Source organism: Phycisphaeraceae bacterium (assembly GCA_019636735.1).
GTDB lineage: Bacteria > Planctomycetota > Phycisphaerae > Phycisphaerales > SM1A02 > VGXK01.
The window spans coordinates 283,580-302,632 of the sequence record JAHBWY010000001.1 but is presented as its reverse complement, the minus strand read 5'-3'; the positions used below and the strand labels follow the sequence as shown (position 1 = coordinate 302,632).

The following is a 19,053-nucleotide window of genomic DNA, read 5'->3' as shown; positions in this document are numbered from 1 at the left end:
AATGGTACTCGGCCGCTCTCGTGTCGGCAAAGAACGGCATTACGCTGCAACAGGGCTTCGAGTTTCCGCAACTCCAAGCAATCGTTCGAGCACCGCCATTCGCGCAGCAACCCCTTGTGTCACCTGCCGAAGGATGCGGCTTCGAGGCAGATCGTCAGCCACGGTGTCGTCGATTTCCACGCCTCGATTGACGGGCCCTGGGTGAAGCACAATCGCATGTCCGGGCAGGCGAGAAGCGCGGTCCGGCGTCAGGCCGTACATCTGGCGATAGTCGCCGGCGACAAGGTTACCAGACGCTCTTTCATTCTGGATACGAAGCATCATGATCGCATCCAGTTCTGGAATGATGAGGTCAAGATCGTGATGAATGCTGATGAGATCTGGCCTGCCGGAGATGTACCGATAGGCCTCTCCCACGAGCGTTGGCGGCCCGACCAGCTTGATTCGTGCCTCGAATGTCGACAACCCGTGAATGGCCGACCTGGCGACCCGACTGTTGGCGATATCACCCACGATCGCGATCGATCGGCCTTCGATCGACCCAATTGCCTCTCGAAGAGTCAGGAGATCGAGCAGTCCCTGCGTCGGATGCTCGTGGCGGCCATCGCCGGCGTTAATGACAGGGCAGCGAACCCGCCGGGCGACCAAGGCAGCACCCCCGGAGACACTGGTTCGGACGACGATCGCTGAGACACCCATCGCCTCCACATTGAGGGCGGTGTCGACCAGTGTTTCGCCCTTCCGTGTGGATGAGCCCGACTCTCCCAAATTGAAGACCTCGCCCCCCAACCGGTGCACCGCCGTCTCGAAACTGCACCGGGTCCGGGTCGAGTCCTCGAAGAACATGTTCGCGACCACGCGACCCGTAAGGCTCTCTCGACGCGCCACCTTCTGCTCGGCGATGGCGAGATTGCGGCCCGCGGCCTCAAGCAACGCCTCGAGCTCAGCCCTGGGAAGTCCTTCAAGCTGGAGGAAGTCCTTGCTCATCGCGCGGCGGAGCGTATCAGCGCCTCGTAGTCGATCCAGTCGAGGGCGACCAGAGCTTCGCGCCCCGTGTCAGCCCGTGCCTGATCCGCGGGCTGGTGACCAGCCGCGGACACTGACCCCGCGGCGAACGGGTGCCGCTCCTCCCTGTTCGGCGCGGTGACGCTCACCACCAAGGTGTGCGGCCGACGCGGGCCAAGTTCGGGAAGATCGACTTCGAAGCATCCCCCATCGAGCGGAACCCGGGTGCGCCAAAGAACCCACTCATTCGCCCTGGGCCAGTTTCGCGCGGTGATCGACTCGAGGTTCGGATCGTTCGGGCCCGAAGCGGGAATCACACCCGGAGGCGCGGCGCGCCGACGCGAGAGCAGGCTGACCTCGGCGGTGGCGCCGGGGGGTGGATCGCTGACCAGCGTCCCTCGCAAGCGGCGCGCTTGGTCGAGCGTGAGTGACATTGAGGCCGATGCGGGCGGGTGCACGATGCGCGTGGTCGGATCCCCGAGCAGGTTGTAGAGGCGAGCGTGATCGCGCCGCATCTCGCGCAGTGAGAGTGACCAGCGCTGCAACGAGGCGATTGGCGCCGCGATGAGGTCAAGTTCTTCAGGCTCGTTCGAGGTGAGTGATCGGGCGATGCCCAACTCCCACTCTCCCGCCAAGGGCACGCGGTCACGCAACAGAAGGCGCACGCCGTCGCGTTCGACGATGGCGTTCGCATAGGGATGCGTGGGGCGGCTGCCCGCGATCAAGGCGACCGGACCGAGAGGATGAAAGAGCATCGCCTCGGCGAGCGACGGGCGATTCGGATCATCAAACCAGCCGACGGAGCAGCAGATCATCAGCGCCACGCCGCCCGGTGTGACGGCGGGATTCTGAGCTTCGTCCTTCGGCAGCGTCAGGTCCTCAACCTCGAGCAGGCGCTCTCGGCCTCCATGCCACCAGAGCGCATCGAGGCCCGTCGCGTGACCATGCCCCACATAGTTGAAGAGGAGCGCCCCGGAGAGCGCCTGATCGCGCACGACGGATCGCACGCTCGATGGTGGCGGACAGAAAGGACTCGATGCCTTGGCGTAACTCGCGCGAAGATCGAAGGTGATCGGCACGGACTCAATCAGGAGCGACGAGGTCAGAAGTTCAAGGAGGGCGTCATAGGGCCCGAAGCGACCTTCACCAGCGGCGATCTCAACGCGCCGATGACCGTGGCCGGGTGGAGTCGCCTCCCACACGCGGATCTTCTCGAGCAGGCGCTGCGCCTCGCTCTCGGAGCGCGCCGGTACCCGGCCGAGCATGAGGTCGGGCACACCGTCATCATCCAGATCCTGATAGGGCGCGTCGCTGGCGAACCTGGAGTCGCGCCGGTCAATGATCGCCCTGTCGCGCTGCACGAAGTGGAAGGTGGGAACACCGTCAGCCTTGGTCGGCGGTGCTGTCTCAGCCTTCGCGGCATCGTTCGAGCGAGGCGGAACCGAACCGAGCAGAAGCACCGCTCGCGGCGCGTCGGCGTGAGCGGCAGCCCAGCTACGAATGATCGATCGGAGCGCCGCAGGATCGCTGGTGTGTGAAGCCCCGATCTGCACGAGCCATCCTTGCGCCGCGCGGTGGTCACGCCATGCGCGGGCTGCAGACTCGAGCGAGGGCGAGTGCACGATCAGGAGCGCTCCGGTCGATTCGGGTGTCGCACTCGGCGCAGGCGTCGCAGGAGTCGAGGGAGTCGCTTGCTTCGGATTCGCGGGGGGCGCGCCAGCGCCATCGGCGCGATGCGTGAACGAGAGCACACCAACCAGCGACAGGCAGACCATGATCCCCCATTGCAACGCGCGCATCGATGCAATCGAGAGGCGTCGATCGCGCGTTGGTCGCAGCGCGGCCGGGTATTGAAGAACTCGCATCGATGCGACGATCGCGTGGCATAGGTCGCGCGTTGACCCCAGCGCTGCAAGGCATCGCTCAAAGCGCATCGATGCGGCGATCGACGAAACCGGGGAGCGCTCCCGAGTGCGCTCTTGCTCGCGCCGATCGATGCACTCTTCGCTCATCGTTCGCAGTGTAGGCCTCGCTCATCGCCCGGCTTGCCGCCGCGTCGGCGAGCGATCGCAGTGAGTAGTCTCCGCTCTCAGCGGTCGCAACCGGCACCGCGACTCGGATCTCTCCAGATGGCTGCACTTTTCATCAGCGGGGACACCCACTTCGGCCACCAGGAGGCGATCTCACTCTTTGCAAGACCGTTCGACACGACCGAGGCCATGGACTCTGCGTTGGTCGCGCGGATCAATGAGCGCGTCGGTCGCCGGGACACCCTCATCCACATTGGTGACTTCTGCGGACCTGCGGCATGGTCGAAGCGATCGGTCCGCCGCAGGGCCTCCGAGGTCCGCGCGGAGATCCGCTGCCGACGGATCATTCTCGTGCGAGGCAACCATGACCCGCAGGGCGTGAAGGCGTTCGATCGCCTCTTTGAGGAAGTGACGGATCTGCTTTCGATCCGACTCCGCGACGGATCGCGCGGGCGCCTCAACCTCTGTCACTATCCGCTGCGAGTCTGGCGCGGTCAGTTCAAAGGTGCCATGCTTGGCTACGGGCACACCCACGGCACCGTGGCCGAGCTCGATCGCAGCACCGATGTCGGCGTGGACTGCTGGGACTTCTCGCCGATCGAAGTCACGGAACTCGCGAACTTCCTGCGAACCCGTGAGGTTCGCGTGCCCCAGGCGTGGCCGCGCATCCAGCCGACGCGCTCGCCCCTCGACCCGATGTCATGATCGATCCGCGCGGGTCCATCGTCGCGCCCCGCACGGGGCCGTGACTTCGTTGCCCGGGTCGTTGTTTACACGCGCTCTTGGGAAGTCGTGCGTCAATCAGGTTCGCGGCGAGGCCGTGATCATTCAAGTGAACGCGATACGCAGAGTTGGTGGTCGCATGACACTCTGAATCGCGCTGCCGCAGAAGCTGACGGGGCCACCACCGCCGACACCGACGCGGTCAGTGCCCGGGCGCAGGCGAGACGAGAACTCGATCGCGGCGTATTCTTCCGGCCATGAACTCCGCTTCAGGCGATTCACTTCGGCGAGCCACCATCATCCGAGCCGCGGGACTTCTTCTGGGGTCCGCTCTTCTTGCGGCATGCCAGCAGCAGGAGCTCTTCCCCGGCATGGAAGCGCCGACGCAGGTGCAATCCCAGTCGATGGGTTGGCCTGCTCCGAGCTACATCAATGTGGAGCAGGGCGACAACCAGGACCCGAGCTTCGATCAGCCGGGTTACCCATATCCCTCGGGTCCCTGGTACACGCAGCCAGGCTATCTCCAGGGCTGAGTCACGAACCCGGGCGGCGCACGAGAGCGCCCATGCATCGACGACGAGCTGCGTGCGGTCGTGGCGCGCTGCATGATGCCATCGCGCGAGCGCCGCAGCGGACCATCCATTCACACGCCCCGCGCGATCACACTGGCTGACCGATTGCCGCGCCATGTCTCGAGCGCCCCGCGCGATCACACTGGCTGACCGATTGCCGCGCCATGTCTCGAGCGCCCCGCGCGATCACACTGGCTGACCGATTGCCGCGCCATGTCTCGAGCGCCCCGCGCGATCACACTGGCTGACCGATTGCCGCGCCATGTCTCGAGCGCCCCGCGCGATCACACTGGCTGACCGATTGCCACGCGTGATCCCGCGCCCTCACTCCTCATCGCCGGCCGGCTCGCTGCCACCGGACTCACCGCGAGCCGGAACAATCTCGAAGATCGCGCCCGGCCCTCGCTCTCCACCCTCCATGCTGGTGAGCAGAATGGTGCCGTCATTGATCTGGTCAATGCTCGACCACTTGCTTCGGCCGCTCTTGACGAAGACCTTCGGGCCCAGCGTCGTGCCATCCTTGTGGCGCAATCCCCAAAGCGCGCCACTCCCGAAGTCACCATAGATGTAGACACCGTTCATCGCGGGAAACTTCGTCGAGCGCCACACCGCGCCGCCCGTGACGGAGATGCCCTCGTGACGGCCGTAGTCGATGATCGGATCGATGTACTCCGAGCCGAAACTGCCGGGCTTGCCACGGGGGAAGCTGTGCTTGCCCTCGCGCACATTCCACCCGTAGTTGCCACCGCGCACGATGATGTCGATCTCCTCCCAATCGTTCTGGCCGACATCGCCGGTCCACAACTCTCCCGTTTCGCGATCGAAGGCCATGCGCCATGGATTACGCAGGCCATAGGCCCAGATCTCCGGCCGCGCGCCGCGCACACCGACAAAGGGGTTGTCCTGCGGGACGGCGTAGCGACGCCCCTGATCGCGGCGGTTCACATCGATCCGGAGGATCTTGCCGAGCCACTGCCCGAGGTCCTGACCGGCCTGAAGTGGATCATTCGCGGCTCCGCCGTCGCCGACACCGAGGTAGAGCATTCCATCGGGGCCGAAGCAGACGGTTCCACCATTGTGGTTCCAGTAGGGCTGTTCGATTTCAAGCAGGATCTCTTCGCTGTCGGCGATGCCACGCGATCCGTCGTCGCTGGCGCGGAAGCGACTCAAGACGCTGCGCTTGGGCGGCTCGGCCGTGTAGTAGACGAAGAAGGTTCTGTTCTTCTCATACTCCGGGTGGAAGGCGAGCGAGAGCAGGCCCTCCTCGTTGTTGCGATCGTTCACGCGCTTGCGGATGTCGAGGAAGATGTCGCCTTGGCGCACTGAACGATCGCTCGGGTCCACGCGCAGAACTCGACCAGCCTGTTCCAGAATGAGGATCCTCGACTCATCGCCCGGCGCCTGCACCACTTGAAGTGGTCGCTTCAGAACCAGCGATGGAAGGATGCGCCGCACCCGGACTTCGGGAATGGCAGGAAGTTCGACCGACGCGGAGCCCTGTGTCGGTGCAGGGGGCGCCGCTGGTGACGCCGCGCCCTGGGCGGACGAGGCGGGCGTGGTGGTCGACACTTGATCGAGGGCCGGCGAGTCGGCGTGGGCACCGGATGCGAGGAGGAGCAGGCCACCCATCAAGGCAAGGGAGAGAGATCGCCGGCACCTGTCGCCTCGGGGCAGGACGAGAGGCGGGCGGTCTCCGGGGGAAGTTCGCATGGGGCCATCGTAGGTCGCCCGCTATCCTTCCCGCCGAGCATGAGCGACTCCTCCAGTTCAACTCGCGGCGGCGCCGCCTCCCGCGCACTGGTCGTGCTGGCCATGTTCATGATCGTCTGCGCCGGCTTGCGTGCCGGTGCAGAGCTGGTCGTCCCCTTCCTCTGCGCGGTGTTCCTCGCCATCATCTCGCTGCCGCCGATGGCAGCGCTCCACCGCGCTGGCCTTCCGAAGTGGGCCAGCCTCGCCGTCGTCCTCGTGGTGGTCCTGGCGATTCTCGTCATCTTCGGCTGGTTGCTTGCGCGAGGGCTGCTCGGCTTCCCCCAGCAACTGCCGCGCTATCAGGTCATCCTGCAACAGGAGATCTCGAAGATCGTCGACTGGCTGCGCGAGCGCGAGATCGACATCCCACCGGAGATGGTGAAGGAGCAGCTCGACGCGTCGCGCATTCTCGCCTACATGGGGAACTTCCTCACCGCGATGGTGGGTGTGGCGAAGACCGGCTTCTTCGTGCTGCTGACTTGGACTTTCATCATCGCGGAAGCGGCGGCGCTCCCGGACAAGCTGCACCGCGCGTTCGGTTCAAGCGCCTCCGATCTCTCGCGCTATCGCGGCATGATGCAGGATGTGCAGCGCTATCTCGCCTTCAAGTCGGGCACCAATCTCCTCGCGGCGCTGCTGGTCTGGTTCTCCTGCTGGCTGCTCGGAACGCCGTACGCGCTCCCGCTCGCGATCTTCGCCTTCTTCCTGAACTATGTGCCGGTCTTCGGTCCCATCATCGCCGCGGTGCCGGCCGTGCTGCTGACGCTGGCGCAGGGCGGACCCATGGCGGCCATGTGGATGATTGTCTGCCAAGTCGCCCTCAATGTGATCGTGGGAAGCCTGATCGAGCCGCGCCTCTTCGGATCGCGCTTCGGCCTGAGCCCGCTGGTGGTCCTGCTGAGCCTCGTCTTCTGGGGCTGGCTGCTCGGGCCCGTCGGCATGTTCCTGAGCGTGCCTCTGACGATGGTCGCCAAGATTCTCCTCGCGAACACGCGCGAGTTCCGCTGGCTTGCGGTCATGCTCGGCACCGGCTCCGAGACGATCATCGCACCCGATGCAGGCGCACGAACCTCCGCCTCGGCGACGGGCTCAATCCCGCGATGAGCGACAACTGATGAGTCAGGCCGCCGCGCTTCGGCTTGCCGATGGCGACGGCATGGGGACCGCTCGCGTCTCGCCCGAGGGGACCTCGTCGACCGGCGCCGGTGGCGGCGCAACATGCGGACGAAGGCGCTCGATTGGAATCGACAGGAAAGCCTCGCCCAACTTCGGATCAAAGTGTGTGCCGAGGCAGCGACGGATCTCTTCGAGCACCTCGTCGATGGTGCGCGCGGGTCGATAGGTTCGGGCGCTGGTCATCGCATCGAAACAATCGGCGAGGCAGATGATCCTGCCAAGCAGCGAGATCTCTTCGCCCTTCTTGCCCTGCGGATAGCCGGTGCCATCCCAGCGCTCATGGTGTTCGAGCACTCCGCAGAGCACTTCGCGCATCTGCGGAATGTCGCGCAGGATGTCGAAGCCGATCTGCGGATGCGCGGCGATGGCCGCGAACTCCTCGTCGGTGAGGCGGCCGGGCTTGGAGAGGATCGACTCCGGAACGCCGATCTTGCCGATGTCGTGGACCAATCCGCAGAGCCGCGCTCGTTCGATCATCTCGGTGCCAAGGTTTGCCTGCTCGGCCAGGAGCGCTGCGAAGGCGGACACTCGGTCGGAGTGACCGCGCGTGTAGCGATCCTTGGCATCGATGGCGGAGATGAGGGCATGCATGGTGCCGCCGAACATGAGGCGCTGCTCCTCCTGGAGCCGCTGTTCCATGCGAAGTCGCGCCAAGTTCGCAAGGCTGAGCGCCGCGAGGCGGACCAGAACATGTGCCGCATTTGCCACGGCCGCGATGTCGCGTGTGGTGTCGGCTGAGTCGCGGTCATCGAGATAGAGGAAGCCGAATCGAACCGCGCCGTGTTCCACGGGGAGACAGATCGCTCGGCTGATGTGGAGCGTGTTGATCGTTCCGTTCTGCGGTCCCTCTTCGAAGCCTGCATCCCGAATCACGATCGGACCGCTGCTCGCGCGTCGCACGATCGAGCGGCTGATCGACGGGCGTCCGAAACGATCCACGACCTGGCCCCTCGCGGCGAGTAGTTCCGCCGACTCGCCTTCGTTCTCAAGGCGCACCAGCGCGGCATTCGGGAAGCCCGTCAGGCTCACCACGCCATCGACGAGGATCTCGTAGACGGAACGCTCGTCCGCAGCCTGGTGCAGCGTGTTGCTGGTCGAGAGAATGGCGAGGAGCTGATCCTGAGCAAGTCCGGAGGCACCCTCCGGTTCGACGGCGAGCACCGAGTTCGTGGAGTCGATCTGTTCCGGGAGTGCGAATGTCGCATCGCTGCGCGGGCGCTCCGAGCGATCGATGAGCTCAAAGCTATAGGGCGGAATCTCAATCACATCGCCCGACTCGACGCGAAGCGATCGCTCGCCGCGCAGTCGAACGCCGTTGACGAAGGTGCCACCCTGGCTGCCGAGATCCGTGAGGCGCCAGTGTCCGGGCTGATCACCCGACGGATAGCTCCATTGCAGCACGGCGTGATTCCGGCTGACCCCGCGATCGGGAAGCGTGACGGTCAACCCCGGCGCCCGACCAATGGTGACAGGTCCGGGCGGCTCGAGCTTGAGCCTCATGCCCCCTGCATCGCCTCGTGGAATCAGCCAAAAGTCGCTCATTGGTGGAACCTCCTCGGAAAGACGGACCTGACGCCCGATCGGCCCCATCCCCCGCAGTCATGACCCCATTGGGCCGGGTTCATCAAGATTGTGCTGGTCCACTCCGCACAACCCGCCTCGACGGCTGGCGATGATGCCTTGGCGGCCCACGACGCGGCATGCGGGCCCGCGCTTGTCCGCTGACATGGACCGATCACCAGCGCGTGAGTGTTTCCCTCAACGAGCGTTCCCGAAAGGCGGCAGGCCATCCGACTCGGGCGGGGCCATGCGAGCTCGCGCGCATGAGCGGCCCGGACGCACCATTTCAGGGCGTGTGAAGCGGTGCCTCGCGACGAATGTGCTGATGCGTCGCGAGGTGCTCAAGGCAGTACCCGGGAGCCCCCTCGCACTTGTCGCAGTATCGGAACTCGAGCTCGGGATGGGAGAGATCGTTCTTTCCACAAACAACGCAACGATGGAAGGGCTCGCGCTTCTTCGGCACGGCTCGGCGCGCCGCCTGCACCGTGCGGCTGCGAGTCCGTCGAATGACCATCGGAAGGAAGAACGCCGACCAGTTCGCCACCGAAGCAAGGATCGCCAGCTTCGCCGCGCCATCACCCAGAACGAACCCAATGCCGAGCACGATCCAAGTGAAGAGCGCCATCCACTTCGCCTTCACCGGAATGATGAGGAAGAGCCGGAAGGTCGCTTCGGGAAAGAGCGTCGCGTAGGCGAGGAAGACCGAGAGCAGGATGAAGCCGTTCGTCGTGGACTGATCGGGTCGAGCGAAGGCGGCGGCGCAGGTGGCCAGCCACCCGATGAGAAGGTAGAGATTGAAGCGCGCGGTGCCCCATCCACGCTCGAGTTCGCTGCCGATTGCCACCAGGCAGAGCCACATCAGCGCCAGCCAGAGCGGGTGCACATTCGGTGGTACGGCGAGGAAGGTGAGCAGGCGCCACCACTCCCCCGCCATCACTTGCGACGGCACGAGCGTGATCGGATCGAGCAGCGCGCCGGGCGTCGACGGTGCGCTGATCAGCACCCAAAGCCACATCACCATCTGTGCACCGGCAATCACCGCCGCCAGGTAGGGCATGGCAACGGGACGCAGCCAGCGTTCCATGGTGTCGAGCGGGCTCATGCGAGGTGAGGAGTGTAGGCCCTGGCGCCCTGCTCGACCCCACGATGCACGCGAGTACCATCGCGTGGATGACATGGACGGGACTGCTGGCGATTCTGCTTGGCGCTCAACTCGTCGCTCCGTTGAGTCCCGTTCCAAGCGCGTCGATGAGCGCCCGGTCGGCTGTCTCGCCCAGCAACGAATCGAGCGGCTCTCCCATCGCGACGCCGCGAGATGAGGCGCCCCAACCGCGATTCATCGAGGTTTCGCGGCAGGTCGGCCTGAGCGGGGTCAACGCGGCGCGCGTCTCCGTGGCCGACCTCAATGGGGACGGTCGCCCCGATCTCATCGTGCAGCGCACGGAAGTGTGGCTGCTCCGCTCGGCGCCAGAGGACGAGCCTGGGTTTCGATTCGAGCGGGTCGAGTCCGGTCTTGACGACCCCGGTTCTGATGGCGTGGTCATCTTCGCGGACCTCGATGGCGATGGCGTGCTCGATGCCGTCGCTTCGCGCTCCATGGGCGCCACTTGGTGGCAGCCGGGACGAGGCGATGGAAGCTTCCAAGCGCCCCGCGAGATCGCAGCCGCGCGACCTGGCACCGTGGCGGCGATGGCCGCGGGCGACATCGATCGCGATGGTCGCACCGATGTGCTGATCGGGCGCTGGTATCGCGCCTATGGAAGTTCGCTGGACGCCTTCCCGGCGGACCTGCTTCTCAACCGTGCCGCACCGAGCGGCGCGCCTGAGTTCGTTCGCACGGCACTGCCCGAAGATGACGCCGAGTTCACGGAAGCGCTCGATGCAGGCGGCCGACCGCTCTATGGAGTGCTGATCGCGGAAGTGCTCGATCGATCGATCGCTCCGCCACCGCAACTCCTGATGCTCGCGTACGGACGCCGCTGGAATCGTCTCTATGTGGGCTCGACGGAGGGGTGGCGTGATGAAGCGCCGGCGCTCGGCCTCGATGGCGATGCAGAGCGCTCGGGCGCCTACCCGGAGTGGCTGCGTGAGCGGGCTCGCACCGATCCTCGCTTTGATCGCAAGGATGAACTCCCCTTCCGTGCCAACGGCAACACCTTCGACGCCGCCATCGGCGACCTCGACGGTGATGGCGCGTTTGATCTTGTCATCGCCGAGATCACGCATGCGTGGGCGGGTCCTTCGAGTGACCGCACGCGCACGCTGCTCCAGCTCGGCGGGCGCTTCGTGGCGGAGCCTGAGTGGTGCCTCGATCGCATTCCTCCAAACGACTCGCCCGACGCGCGACGCTGGAACCAGGGCGACCTCTTCGTGGAGGTTGCCGACCTCGATCTCGACGGGCGTCTTGATGTCATTCTGGCCAGTGGCGACTACCCCGATCCTCCGCCCTTCGATGAGCGGCTTCGGATCTTCATGCAGGTCGATGTCGACGAAGGCGCCGAGTCTCCGCGGCGCCTGATCGACCGAACTGCGGAACTCGGCATCGATCACCCGGGCTGCGGCCAGATCGCCTGGGCCGACTTCGATGGCGACGGTCGCATCGACCTCGTGGCCGGACAGAGCTTCACGAGATTCACACCTGAGATGATCGCGGCGGCTGGAGGAACGCCACAGCTTCGGATCTTCCTGAATCGAGCGAGTTCCTCGAATGAGATGACCACCGAGAGTTCGGCGAAGAGTGCGTCACCGCCGAGCGATGGAGGCGCGAATGAGCATCGTGAGCTTGATCGAAGCGCGCCGGGCTCCGCACTCCCGTCGCCGCGCACCATCGATCCAAGCGCACTCATCGTGCGACTCAAGGGCGATCCTTCGCTCGGCATTGCCACGACTCCGCATGGCGCGATCGTCGAGGTGCGCCAGGTTCGGGGTGATGGTCGCGAACACCTTCAGAAACGGCAGCTCGCCGGACCCGGCGGACACGCGGGGAAGCAGTCGGAAGCGCTGATCGTGTTCGGGCTCGAGCCCGATCGCCCCCTGCAACTTCGAGTGACATGGCCATCGACTCCGCCTCGGCAGGACGCATGGATCGCCATTGAAAGCGCCGGTCAGTCCATCACGATCTCACCGGACCCGCCATGAGACGCGAATTGGCGCCGCATGGCCTTGCAAGCCGTGGCGTGGCATGGCACCTCATGTTTCCCTGGCATTTCATGGTGTCGCATGACGGCATGACGCCGAACGGCCCCTTGGCGGCCTCATGCCGTCACATGTCCCCCCAACCGCATCTCGTGGCGAATGGACCTGATCGGGTTCGAACCGACTACCTCTTCCATGCCATGGAAGCGCTCTCCCAAATGAGCTACAGGCCCGGTCAACTTGTGCCCGGCGTCGGCCGCTCGGGGACGGAGAGTCTACGCGCAGGGGTCCTTCCCAGCAAAGCCACGGTGCAACCGTGCCACGGGGCAGCGCCAGCACCAGCCGCGCCCGACGCGCTCAGAGCACGCTGGCGACGGCGTCGGCGATCTGCTTCTTCGGCCGGCCGCCAACCAGCTTCTGGGCGACCTGTCCGCCCTTGAAGATCAGCAGCGTGGGGATCGACTGGATGCCGAATTTCAGCGCGATCTGCTGGTTCGAGTCGATGTCCAACTTGCCGACCTTCGCGCGGCCCTCGAACTCCTGGGCGATCTCGTCGATCGACGGCGCGATGGCCCGACAGGGTCCGCACCACTCCGCCCAGAAGTCAACGAGAACGGGAACATTGCTCTGAAGAACTTCCTTGTCGAAGTTCGCATCGGTGAAGGTCAGTGTCGAAGTGCCGGCCATGAAGGTCTCCTGAAAATCAGTTTTGGGGTGAAGATGGTAGCACGCGTGCGCGGGTCCTCATCGGGGACGATCGCCGACGCGCTCCGCGGCGACCTGACGGCTGCATTTCTCGTGCCCGGGCAGCAGGCTCATGGCCTCCCGATGAGGGGCAACCTCATGGACTCGCAGAATCGCCGCCCCGCCCAAGGCTGCCAACACGGCAGCCGCAATCGACCCCGCGCGTCGTTCCGATGGCTTCTCGACACCGGTCACGGCGCCGATGAAGCTCTTGCGACTTGCGCCGATCAGCAGCGGTCGGCCGAGCGACGCGAACTCAGGAAGTCGATGCAGCAGTTCGAGATTCTCATCCACGCTCTTCCCGAAGCCGAGTCCGGGGTCGAGCACAATCTGTTCCGGGTGGATGCCCTTCTCACGCGCGGCGCGGAGGCGCCCGTCGAGCGCCTGTCGCACACGCTCGACGATGGACCGAGCACCGCGCGACGCGTCGCTCAAGAGCTCGTGGCTCCACGCTTCCTGGGCCGGTGCCGATCGCCGATGCATGAGGACAACACCGCAGCGCCGAGCAGCCACCAGCGGAAGGAGCATCGGGTCATCCAGCCCGCCGCTCGTGTCATTGATGATGTCGGCGCCTGCATCAAGCGCCGCAGCGGCCACCGCCGCTTGCGTGGTGTCGACACTGATGATCACATCGCTCCGACTCCGCAGCCCGCGGATCACCGGCTCCACGCGGCAGATCTGCTCATCGTCGGCGACCGCTTGAGCACCCGGCCGCGTGCTCTCACCACCAATGTCGATGATGGCGGCGCCTTCATGAATGGCCTCTTCCGCGAGGTGAATGGCCCGCGCCGGATCGAGCGCAAGCCCACCATCGGAGAAGCTGTCGGGCGTCACATTGATGATGGCCATGAGGCACGGTGCCCCGGGACGCAGGTCGAGGAAGCGCTCCGCGCCAAGTGACCATCGCACGAGGCGCGGATCGCTCATGACACCCTCATCGAGTCTCGCGTGGCATGCGCCTTCAAGGCCGCGCGCCCGACTTTGCAGGGACGACGCCCGTTGGATTCGAAACGGCACCTCGCGCGCGTGGCCATCATCCGTCGCGCCCGCGCCTCAAGGTTCGGTGCCACCATTCTCCTGCTGACGCGGCGCCGCCTGCCCCGCGCCGCGACGCGCCCCGGCGCCGCCCGGCATGTTGATCGCCATGGCCTGATCCCACATGAGGGCGAGGACGCCCGTGGGGACCATCGCCGCCGTCTCGACGCGCCCCTCGTGCACCGAGAGCGCGAACGCCACGGGCTCGAGCCTCTCGGGAATCTCGATGTTCGCCGGAGCCACACCGAACGCCGCTGCCGCGGAGTACGCCATGCGCACGATGGGGCCGATGCCGATAAAGCCCTCAATGTCCGCTTCAGGGAGCAGCCATCGTCGGAGCGCTCGAACGGTCCCGCTCTCGGCGAGGGTGCCCTTGCCCGCCGCCGCATCGGTGGCTCGACCGAGCACATCGGTGCGATGGCTCAGTGTCATGACCACGCCGCCCGGAACCACGCGCACGAAGCCTCGGAAGCCACGCGGCCCCACGATGAGCTGCTGGGCCATGCGCGTGGTTACCGTCGCACCCTCGGCGTCCTGGGCGGCCTTCTCATCTTCCGCCACTTCAAAGGCGGTGACGGTCTCTCCCGACCGCAGCGCACGAGCCTCCTCCCACGACGGTGTTCGTGAGACGCCGGTGATCGGGTCGGGGCCCGTCATCGACTCGATCCACTGTCGGATCAACCCGCGCACGCGCTCCGGATCCTTCGTCTCGATGAAGACGGCGGAGTCATTGAAGATGCCCGCGGAGTATCCGAGTCGGCTGCGATAGAAGCCAACCTGGACGCGATCGACCAAATCCTTGTGCTCCACCGCCCAGGTGGGAATGAAGGGATCGATGCCGATCAGGCGCGCGACTTCGAGCAAAGGCCCACCTCCGCCAAGCCCGCGAAGATCGACAGCCATCGCGAAGAGCGTGTCGCCCGGCTGCCCGGGAAGCCGATCGACACCTTTGCCGCCCGCAACTCCGCCGCGCGTGAGCGCGCCGATGGCGCTCTCGGGCTCGAAGATCGAGAGCGTTCGGATGGAGAGCCCCAACGGATCGATGTCAACGACGACCAAGGCATCACTCATGCCTTCGGCGATGCGCGCGAGGCGCTCGACTTCGGCGCTTCGATCGCCCGCTTGCAGCATCGCCTGCTCCATCAAGCGAGTGCGCATCTGCGTCAGCGCCCTTGGACCGGCCCAGGCAAAGAGATCACCGCTCCTCGCCAGGCGCATCGCCGACTCGCCGAGACGGTTCTGGAGGAGCGTCGCGAACCCCGGCGTGTGTGTCCACTTGCGCACGGTGTCGGCGTCGGGGCTCAGCAGCACCAGTCGATCCACGCTCTTTGCGTAAACCACCGTCTCCTCGCGCCGCCACGCGTCGGGTGCAATGTCGCGCGCCTCGGTGAAGTTCGCTTCGAGGAACTGCGTGGGGTCAAGTGTGCCCAGAACCACGACCGGTGCATCGAGGTCGCCCGCACCGCCAAGCGGCTGCCACCACGCGACGACCGGTGCGGCATCATCGAGCCCCGCACCAATGCCGAGCTGCGCCTTCAGCGTGTCGATGGGCCGCCCGAGCAGCAGCGCCTCCGGGCGATCCATGCGGGCGATGCACTGGGCGATGTCATCTGATGACGCGCGGGGATCGGCGAGCACGATGACACCAAGCGCGTCCGGAGGAACCAGGTCAAGCGCCATGTCGACCTTGATCGGGTCGCCGGCATGGGTGCCTGGGGCGAGCAGCACCGCCGCAGCCACGGTCCATGCCGTCATCCACCGAGGTCGTGCTGTCGGGCCGACCGGAACGCGAGGGCTCATGTGTTCGCTTGAGGTCATCATCACGATGGCTTCGTCTTCGGTTCGGCTTCCGCCAGCAGCGATTCGACGGCCTTCACCATCTCATCGGACTCGGGGTCGACCGATGAGCCATGGAAGCTGACGGCCTCGCCACTCCGGGAGACGAGGTACTTGCCGAAGTTCCATGTGGGCAGCTTGCCCGTTTTCGATTCGAGCACGCGATAGAGCTCGCTCTGACCATCGCCCTTCTTCGTCTGCGACTTCTCCATGAGTGGGAAGGTGATCGAGTAGCTTCGCGTACAGAAGTCGCGGATCTCAGTGGACGAGCCAGGCTCCTGACCGCCGAAATCGTTGCTCGGCACGCCGATGACAACAAGCCCCTTGTCCTTGAAGCGCTGGTGAAGGCGCTCGAGCTTGGCGTACTGCGGGGTGTAGCCGCACTTGCTGGCGACATTCACAATGAGCAGCACCTTGCCGCGGTACTGCTCAAGGTCGACCGCCTCGCCTTCAAGCGAATTGATTTTCACGGTGAGCAGGTCCTCCTTCTCGGCCTTCGGTGGCGACGCCGCTGCGGGGGCCTTCGAGTCATCCGCTCTCATCGATGCGACCGCGCTGCCGCTCAGTGCCGCCAGGGCGCATGCCAGCACCAGTGATCGCGTCGTCCGCCACACCTGCATGTTGCTCTTCATGGTCACAGGAACCTCCTCGTTCGATCGCTCCAGCGTAGGTGCAGATTGGAACCGCCGGGATCTCGACCGGGTTCACCTTCCGATTCCGCGGCCCTGGCAGGGGAAGGCTGCGGCGTTCGCGGCCACGGCGGCCACTGCCGCCAGCCATTCAGTGCCGGACAGGCTCGCGGAGATCGGGTCGAGCGGACAGACCTGCGAGGAGTGCGACGCTCGGCCTCGCCGTGCTGCCCGACTTCCAAGCCCGTCTGACTCCTGCGCCTCGCGTGACTGGTGACGCGGGTGTCGTACCAGCCGACGATCGACGATCCAGCACGGATCGCCTCCGACGCTTCGCGTCACCCCTGGGCCTTGATCTCAGATCGCACGCGGGCGATCGCTTCGCGTCACCCCTGGGCCTTGATGCCGAGACGCGCGCGGGCGATCGCGCGCCCATGGTCGATGAGACGGACCGTCTCCTGCGGTGTGAAGGTCCTCGCCGCGCGGTTGGCGACTCCGAGCGCGCCGACGACGCCATCGTGATCATCGAAGATCGGCACGACGATGGCACCCTCAAGACCGGTCGCCTTGGCACCGGGGCGAACATCACCCGAAGTGTCGGTCTGAATGTTGCACGCGGTCACCGGTCCGCGTCGCTCGACGGCAAGTCCCGCCATGCCCTTGCCCACGGGAACATGTCGGACCAATGACTGCACGGGCGCAGGAATGCCGCGCGAACAGATGAGATGCAGCAGGCCGTCATCGAGCGTCAGGTGAATGCTGCCGCTCTCCGCGTTGAGGTCGGCAATCGCCTTCGCAAGCAGCGGATCGAAGCGAGGATCCGCCTGCTCCGGCGACCAGCCTTCGGGAGCAAGTTCGAATCCACCGAAGTTGAAGGCCGGTGCAACCACGCACCCCGCCAGCACCCAGTGAGGTCCGGCCGAGGCCCGTTGCCACGCATAGGGCGGCACCACCGCTTGGAAGCCACTGCCCGGCTCAGCGCGCGCAACATCGCGAGCGGTACCGGGTCCGAGGCGCACGCGCCGCCTCTCCGCACCGGGCTCGAAGATCTCGAGGTCGAGCGTTCCTCCCGCGTGCCAGCACCACGCCTCCGAAGCATCAATCCGATGCCAGCGCGCCACCATGCCAGCATCGAGCAGGTAGAGGATGGCGGTCATCGAACCACGAGGCGAGCCTGCGGCGCGATGCGTCTCCCGATACCACCCTCCTTCGGGGTGAGGCGCAAGAGAAAGCCGCTCGGCGACTTCGCGTGCGAATTCACCGAGCGGCTCGGTCGACATCAGGTTCTCGGTTCGAAAGATCAGGGCGTCCAGTTGCCGAGGACATTCGCGATGTCCGAGCCGTCCGTGGTGAAGTCACAGTTCGTGTCACCGCCGATCGATCCCCAACTGCCGAGGACGATCGCAAGATCGGCGCCATCGACCACTCCGTCATGGTTGAGGTCACCGGGATTCCAGACGACTTCGCCGGACTGCGGGATGATCTTGAAGACACCACCCGCGGTGGTGCTGCCCTGCTTCACCAGGTAGAGCTCGCCGCGGGCATCCTCGCCATAGGACGCAATCGTGTTGACCGCCGTGCCCTGAAGCGAAGTGTTGACCTGCGCGTTGATGTTCGCGAGATTCGAAATGGTGCCCGACACGGGGTCGTAGAGCATGCGCCAGGTGTTCGCGACCTGGTAGTCGCTGTGGAAGTAGTAGCCCTGGAGACCGGGCATCGCGGGGCCGCGGTAGACATAGCCGCCCGTGACGGAGAAGCCGCCGCTTGGGCCGCTGGTGTGCGGATAGTCACGAATCGGCTTCGTCAACGAGGGGGCATTGCAGGTGCAGCCGGTCAGGCCGGTGCACAGGAATCCCTCCATGCAGCGCCATCCGAAGTTCAGTCCGGGGACTCCCTCGGGCGCGAAGTTGATCTCCTCGCGAGCGCCTTGGCCGACATCGGCAATCCAAAGGTCACCGGTCAGTCGATCGAAGCTGTTGCGCCACGGATTGCGCAGGCCCCAGTGCCAGATGGTCGAGTCACCAGGAACGGAGACGAGCGGATTGTCCGATGGAACAAAGAAGGGCGGCGAGCTGCCGGCCACATTCGGCTCGATGCGAAGGATCTTGCCGAGGCGCGTATTCAGGTTCTGTCCGGCGTTGTTGGGGTCGTTGCCGCTTCCGCCGTCGCCGGTCGCGATGTAGAGCTTGCCGTCGGGCCCAAAGTCGATCCAGCCGCCGTTGTGGTTGCTGAACGGCTGCGAGATCGTCATGACAATCAAGCCGCTGGCGGCGTTCGCGACATTGGGATCGGCGGACACTTGGTAGCGCTCGATGACGGTGTTGCCGCTGTTGTTGATGTAGTTGACAAAGAAGTAGCCGTTGGTCCAGTAGTCGGGGTGGAATGCCAGCCCCAGAAGGCCGCGCTCATCGCCATTGCTGGTCGGGTTGATGATCTTCGCGTCGATGTTGAGGAAGGTGCCTGTCACCGACGGGGTCCCGCCGGAGATGTCGATGATCTTGATAAGCCCCTGCTTCTCGATCACGAAGAGGCGGCACTTGTCGCCGGGCGCGTGGGCAAGGCCAACGGGTCTGTTCAGACCTGTCCCGACAATGTTCGTTGTCGCCACGGCTGGCGGAGTCTGGGCCATGGCCGTGGTGAAGGCAGTGGTGGTCGCAAAGACGGCAACAGCGATCAGCGCGGGGCGATGCAGCATGAGTTTCTCTCGCAGACGGGGTGTGATTCGATGAGCGCGGCGGGACCGCGTTCGAAAGTCCGATCGTTCAATCGGCGGGGGTCGGGTGAAATATAGCCGCTTCATCGGCCCATGCCGCCCCGAACCCGGTCGACTGTTCGCACTTTGAACACTTCAAGTCCCAT

General features: G+C 65.4%; 15 protein-coding genes and 1 tRNA gene. 4 read left to right on the top strand and 12 right to left on the bottom strand.

Annotated features, from left to right (window positions below; translation table 11 throughout):
• Positions 1 to 39 precede the first annotated feature (39 nt).
• Both KF724_01185 and KF724_01180 read right to left on the bottom strand, forming a co-directional pair.
• Positions 40 to 987 carry an aspartate carbamoyltransferase catalytic subunit gene (locus KF724_01185; protein MBX3354292.1) on the bottom strand — a complete coding sequence of 316 codons (948 nt, stop codon included), beginning with the start codon at positions 985 to 987 and terminating at the stop codon, positions 40 to 42.
• Positions 984 to 3,017: a hypothetical protein gene (locus KF724_01180; GenBank protein ID MBX3354291.1), complete on the bottom strand. Its 2,034-nt coding sequence runs from the start codon at positions 3,015 to 3,017 to the stop codon at positions 984 to 986. The genes KF724_01185 and KF724_01180 overlap by 4 nt, the downstream gene beginning before the upstream one ends.
• A gap of 117 nt (positions 3,018 to 3,134) precedes the next feature.
• Here KF724_01180 and KF724_01175 point away from each other — a divergent pair, with 117 nt between their 5' ends.
• Both KF724_01175 and KF724_01170 read left to right on the top strand, forming a co-directional pair.
• Positions 3,135 to 3,740, top strand: a complete 606-nt coding sequence (locus KF724_01175; GenBank protein ID MBX3354290.1) for a metallophosphoesterase — start codon at positions 3,135 to 3,137, stop codon at positions 3,738 to 3,740.
• 275 nt (positions 3,741 to 4,015) lie between these two features.
• Positions 4,016 to 4,291: a hypothetical protein gene (locus KF724_01170; GenBank protein MBX3354289.1), complete on the top strand. Its 276-nt coding sequence runs from the start codon at positions 4,016 to 4,018 to the stop codon at positions 4,289 to 4,291.
• A gap of 363 nt (positions 4,292 to 4,654) precedes the next feature.
• Here KF724_01170 and KF724_01165 read toward each other — a convergent pair whose 3' ends face one another.
• Positions 4,655 to 5,959: a PQQ-dependent sugar dehydrogenase gene (locus KF724_01165; protein MBX3354288.1), complete on the bottom strand. Its 1,305-nt coding sequence runs from the start codon at positions 5,957 to 5,959 to the stop codon at positions 4,655 to 4,657.
• A gap of 120 nt (positions 5,960 to 6,079) precedes the next feature.
• Between KF724_01165 and KF724_01160 the strand changes: the two genes are divergently transcribed.
• Positions 6,080 to 7,183 (top strand): AI-2E family transporter, encoded by a 1,104-nt coding sequence (locus KF724_01160; GenBank protein ID MBX3354287.1) that lies wholly within the window; start codon positions 6,080 to 6,082, stop codon positions 7,181 to 7,183.
• 15 nt (positions 7,184 to 7,198) lie between these two features.
• On the opposite strand, the gene KF724_01155 is transcribed toward KF724_01160, so the two are convergent.
• Together KF724_01155 and KF724_01150 are read right to left on the bottom strand one after the other, a co-directional pair.
• Complete coding sequence (locus KF724_01155; GenBank protein ID MBX3354286.1) at positions 7,199 to 8,797, bottom strand: HD domain-containing protein; 1,599 nt, start codon at positions 8,795 to 8,797, stop codon at positions 7,199 to 7,201.
• A 304-nt stretch (positions 8,798 to 9,101) separates the two neighbouring features.
• On the bottom strand, positions 9,102 to 9,917 hold the full coding sequence (locus KF724_01150; protein MBX3354285.1) for a rhomboid family intramembrane serine protease: 816 nt from the start codon (positions 9,915 to 9,917) through the stop codon (positions 9,102 to 9,104).
• 68 nt (positions 9,918 to 9,985) lie between these two features.
• On the opposite strand from KF724_01150, the gene KF724_01145 reads away from it, so the two are divergent.
• Complete coding sequence (locus KF724_01145) at positions 9,986 to 11,953, top strand: CRTAC1 family protein (GenBank protein ID MBX3354284.1); 1,968 nt, start codon at positions 9,986 to 9,988, stop codon at positions 11,951 to 11,953.
• Between the two features lie 157 nt (positions 11,954 to 12,110).
• On the opposite strand, the gene KF724_01140 is transcribed toward KF724_01145, so the two are convergent.
• The 7 genes from KF724_01140 to KF724_01110 form a co-directional block, all read right to left on the bottom strand.
• Positions 12,111 to 12,183 (bottom strand) — tRNA-Ala (locus KF724_01140).
• 124 nt (positions 12,184 to 12,307) lie between these two features.
• Positions 12,308 to 12,637, bottom strand: a complete 330-nt coding sequence (trxA, locus tag KF724_01135; GenBank protein ID MBX3354283.1) for a thioredoxin — start codon at positions 12,635 to 12,637, stop codon at positions 12,308 to 12,310.
• 57 nt (positions 12,638 to 12,694) lie between these two features.
• Positions 12,695 to 13,621, bottom strand: a complete 927-nt coding sequence (gene folP / locus KF724_01130) for a dihydropteroate synthase (GenBank protein ID MBX3354282.1) — start codon at positions 13,619 to 13,621, stop codon at positions 12,695 to 12,697.
• A gap of 126 nt (positions 13,622 to 13,747) precedes the next feature.
• The gene (locus tag KF724_01125) at positions 13,748 to 15,529 is read right to left on the bottom strand and encodes a hypothetical protein (GenBank protein ID MBX3354281.1); all 1,782 of its coding nucleotides are present in this window, start codon (positions 15,527 to 15,529) and stop codon (positions 13,748 to 13,750) included.
• 20 nt (positions 15,530 to 15,549) lie between these two features.
• Positions 15,550 to 16,203: a glutathione peroxidase gene (locus KF724_01120; protein MBX3354280.1), complete on the bottom strand. Its 654-nt coding sequence runs from the start codon at positions 16,201 to 16,203 to the stop codon at positions 15,550 to 15,552.
• Between the two features lie 377 nt (positions 16,204 to 16,580).
• The gene (locus KF724_01115) at positions 16,581 to 17,474 is read right to left on the bottom strand and encodes a cupin domain-containing protein (GenBank protein ID MBX3354279.1); all 894 of its coding nucleotides are present in this window, start codon (positions 17,472 to 17,474) and stop codon (positions 16,581 to 16,583) included.
• A gap of 20 nt (positions 17,475 to 17,494) precedes the next feature.
• Positions 17,495 to 18,889, bottom strand: coding sequence for a PQQ-dependent sugar dehydrogenase (locus KF724_01110; protein ID MBX3354278.1), 1,395 nt, complete (start codon positions 18,887 to 18,889; stop codon positions 17,495 to 17,497).
• Positions 18,890 to 19,053 lie beyond the last annotated feature (164 nt).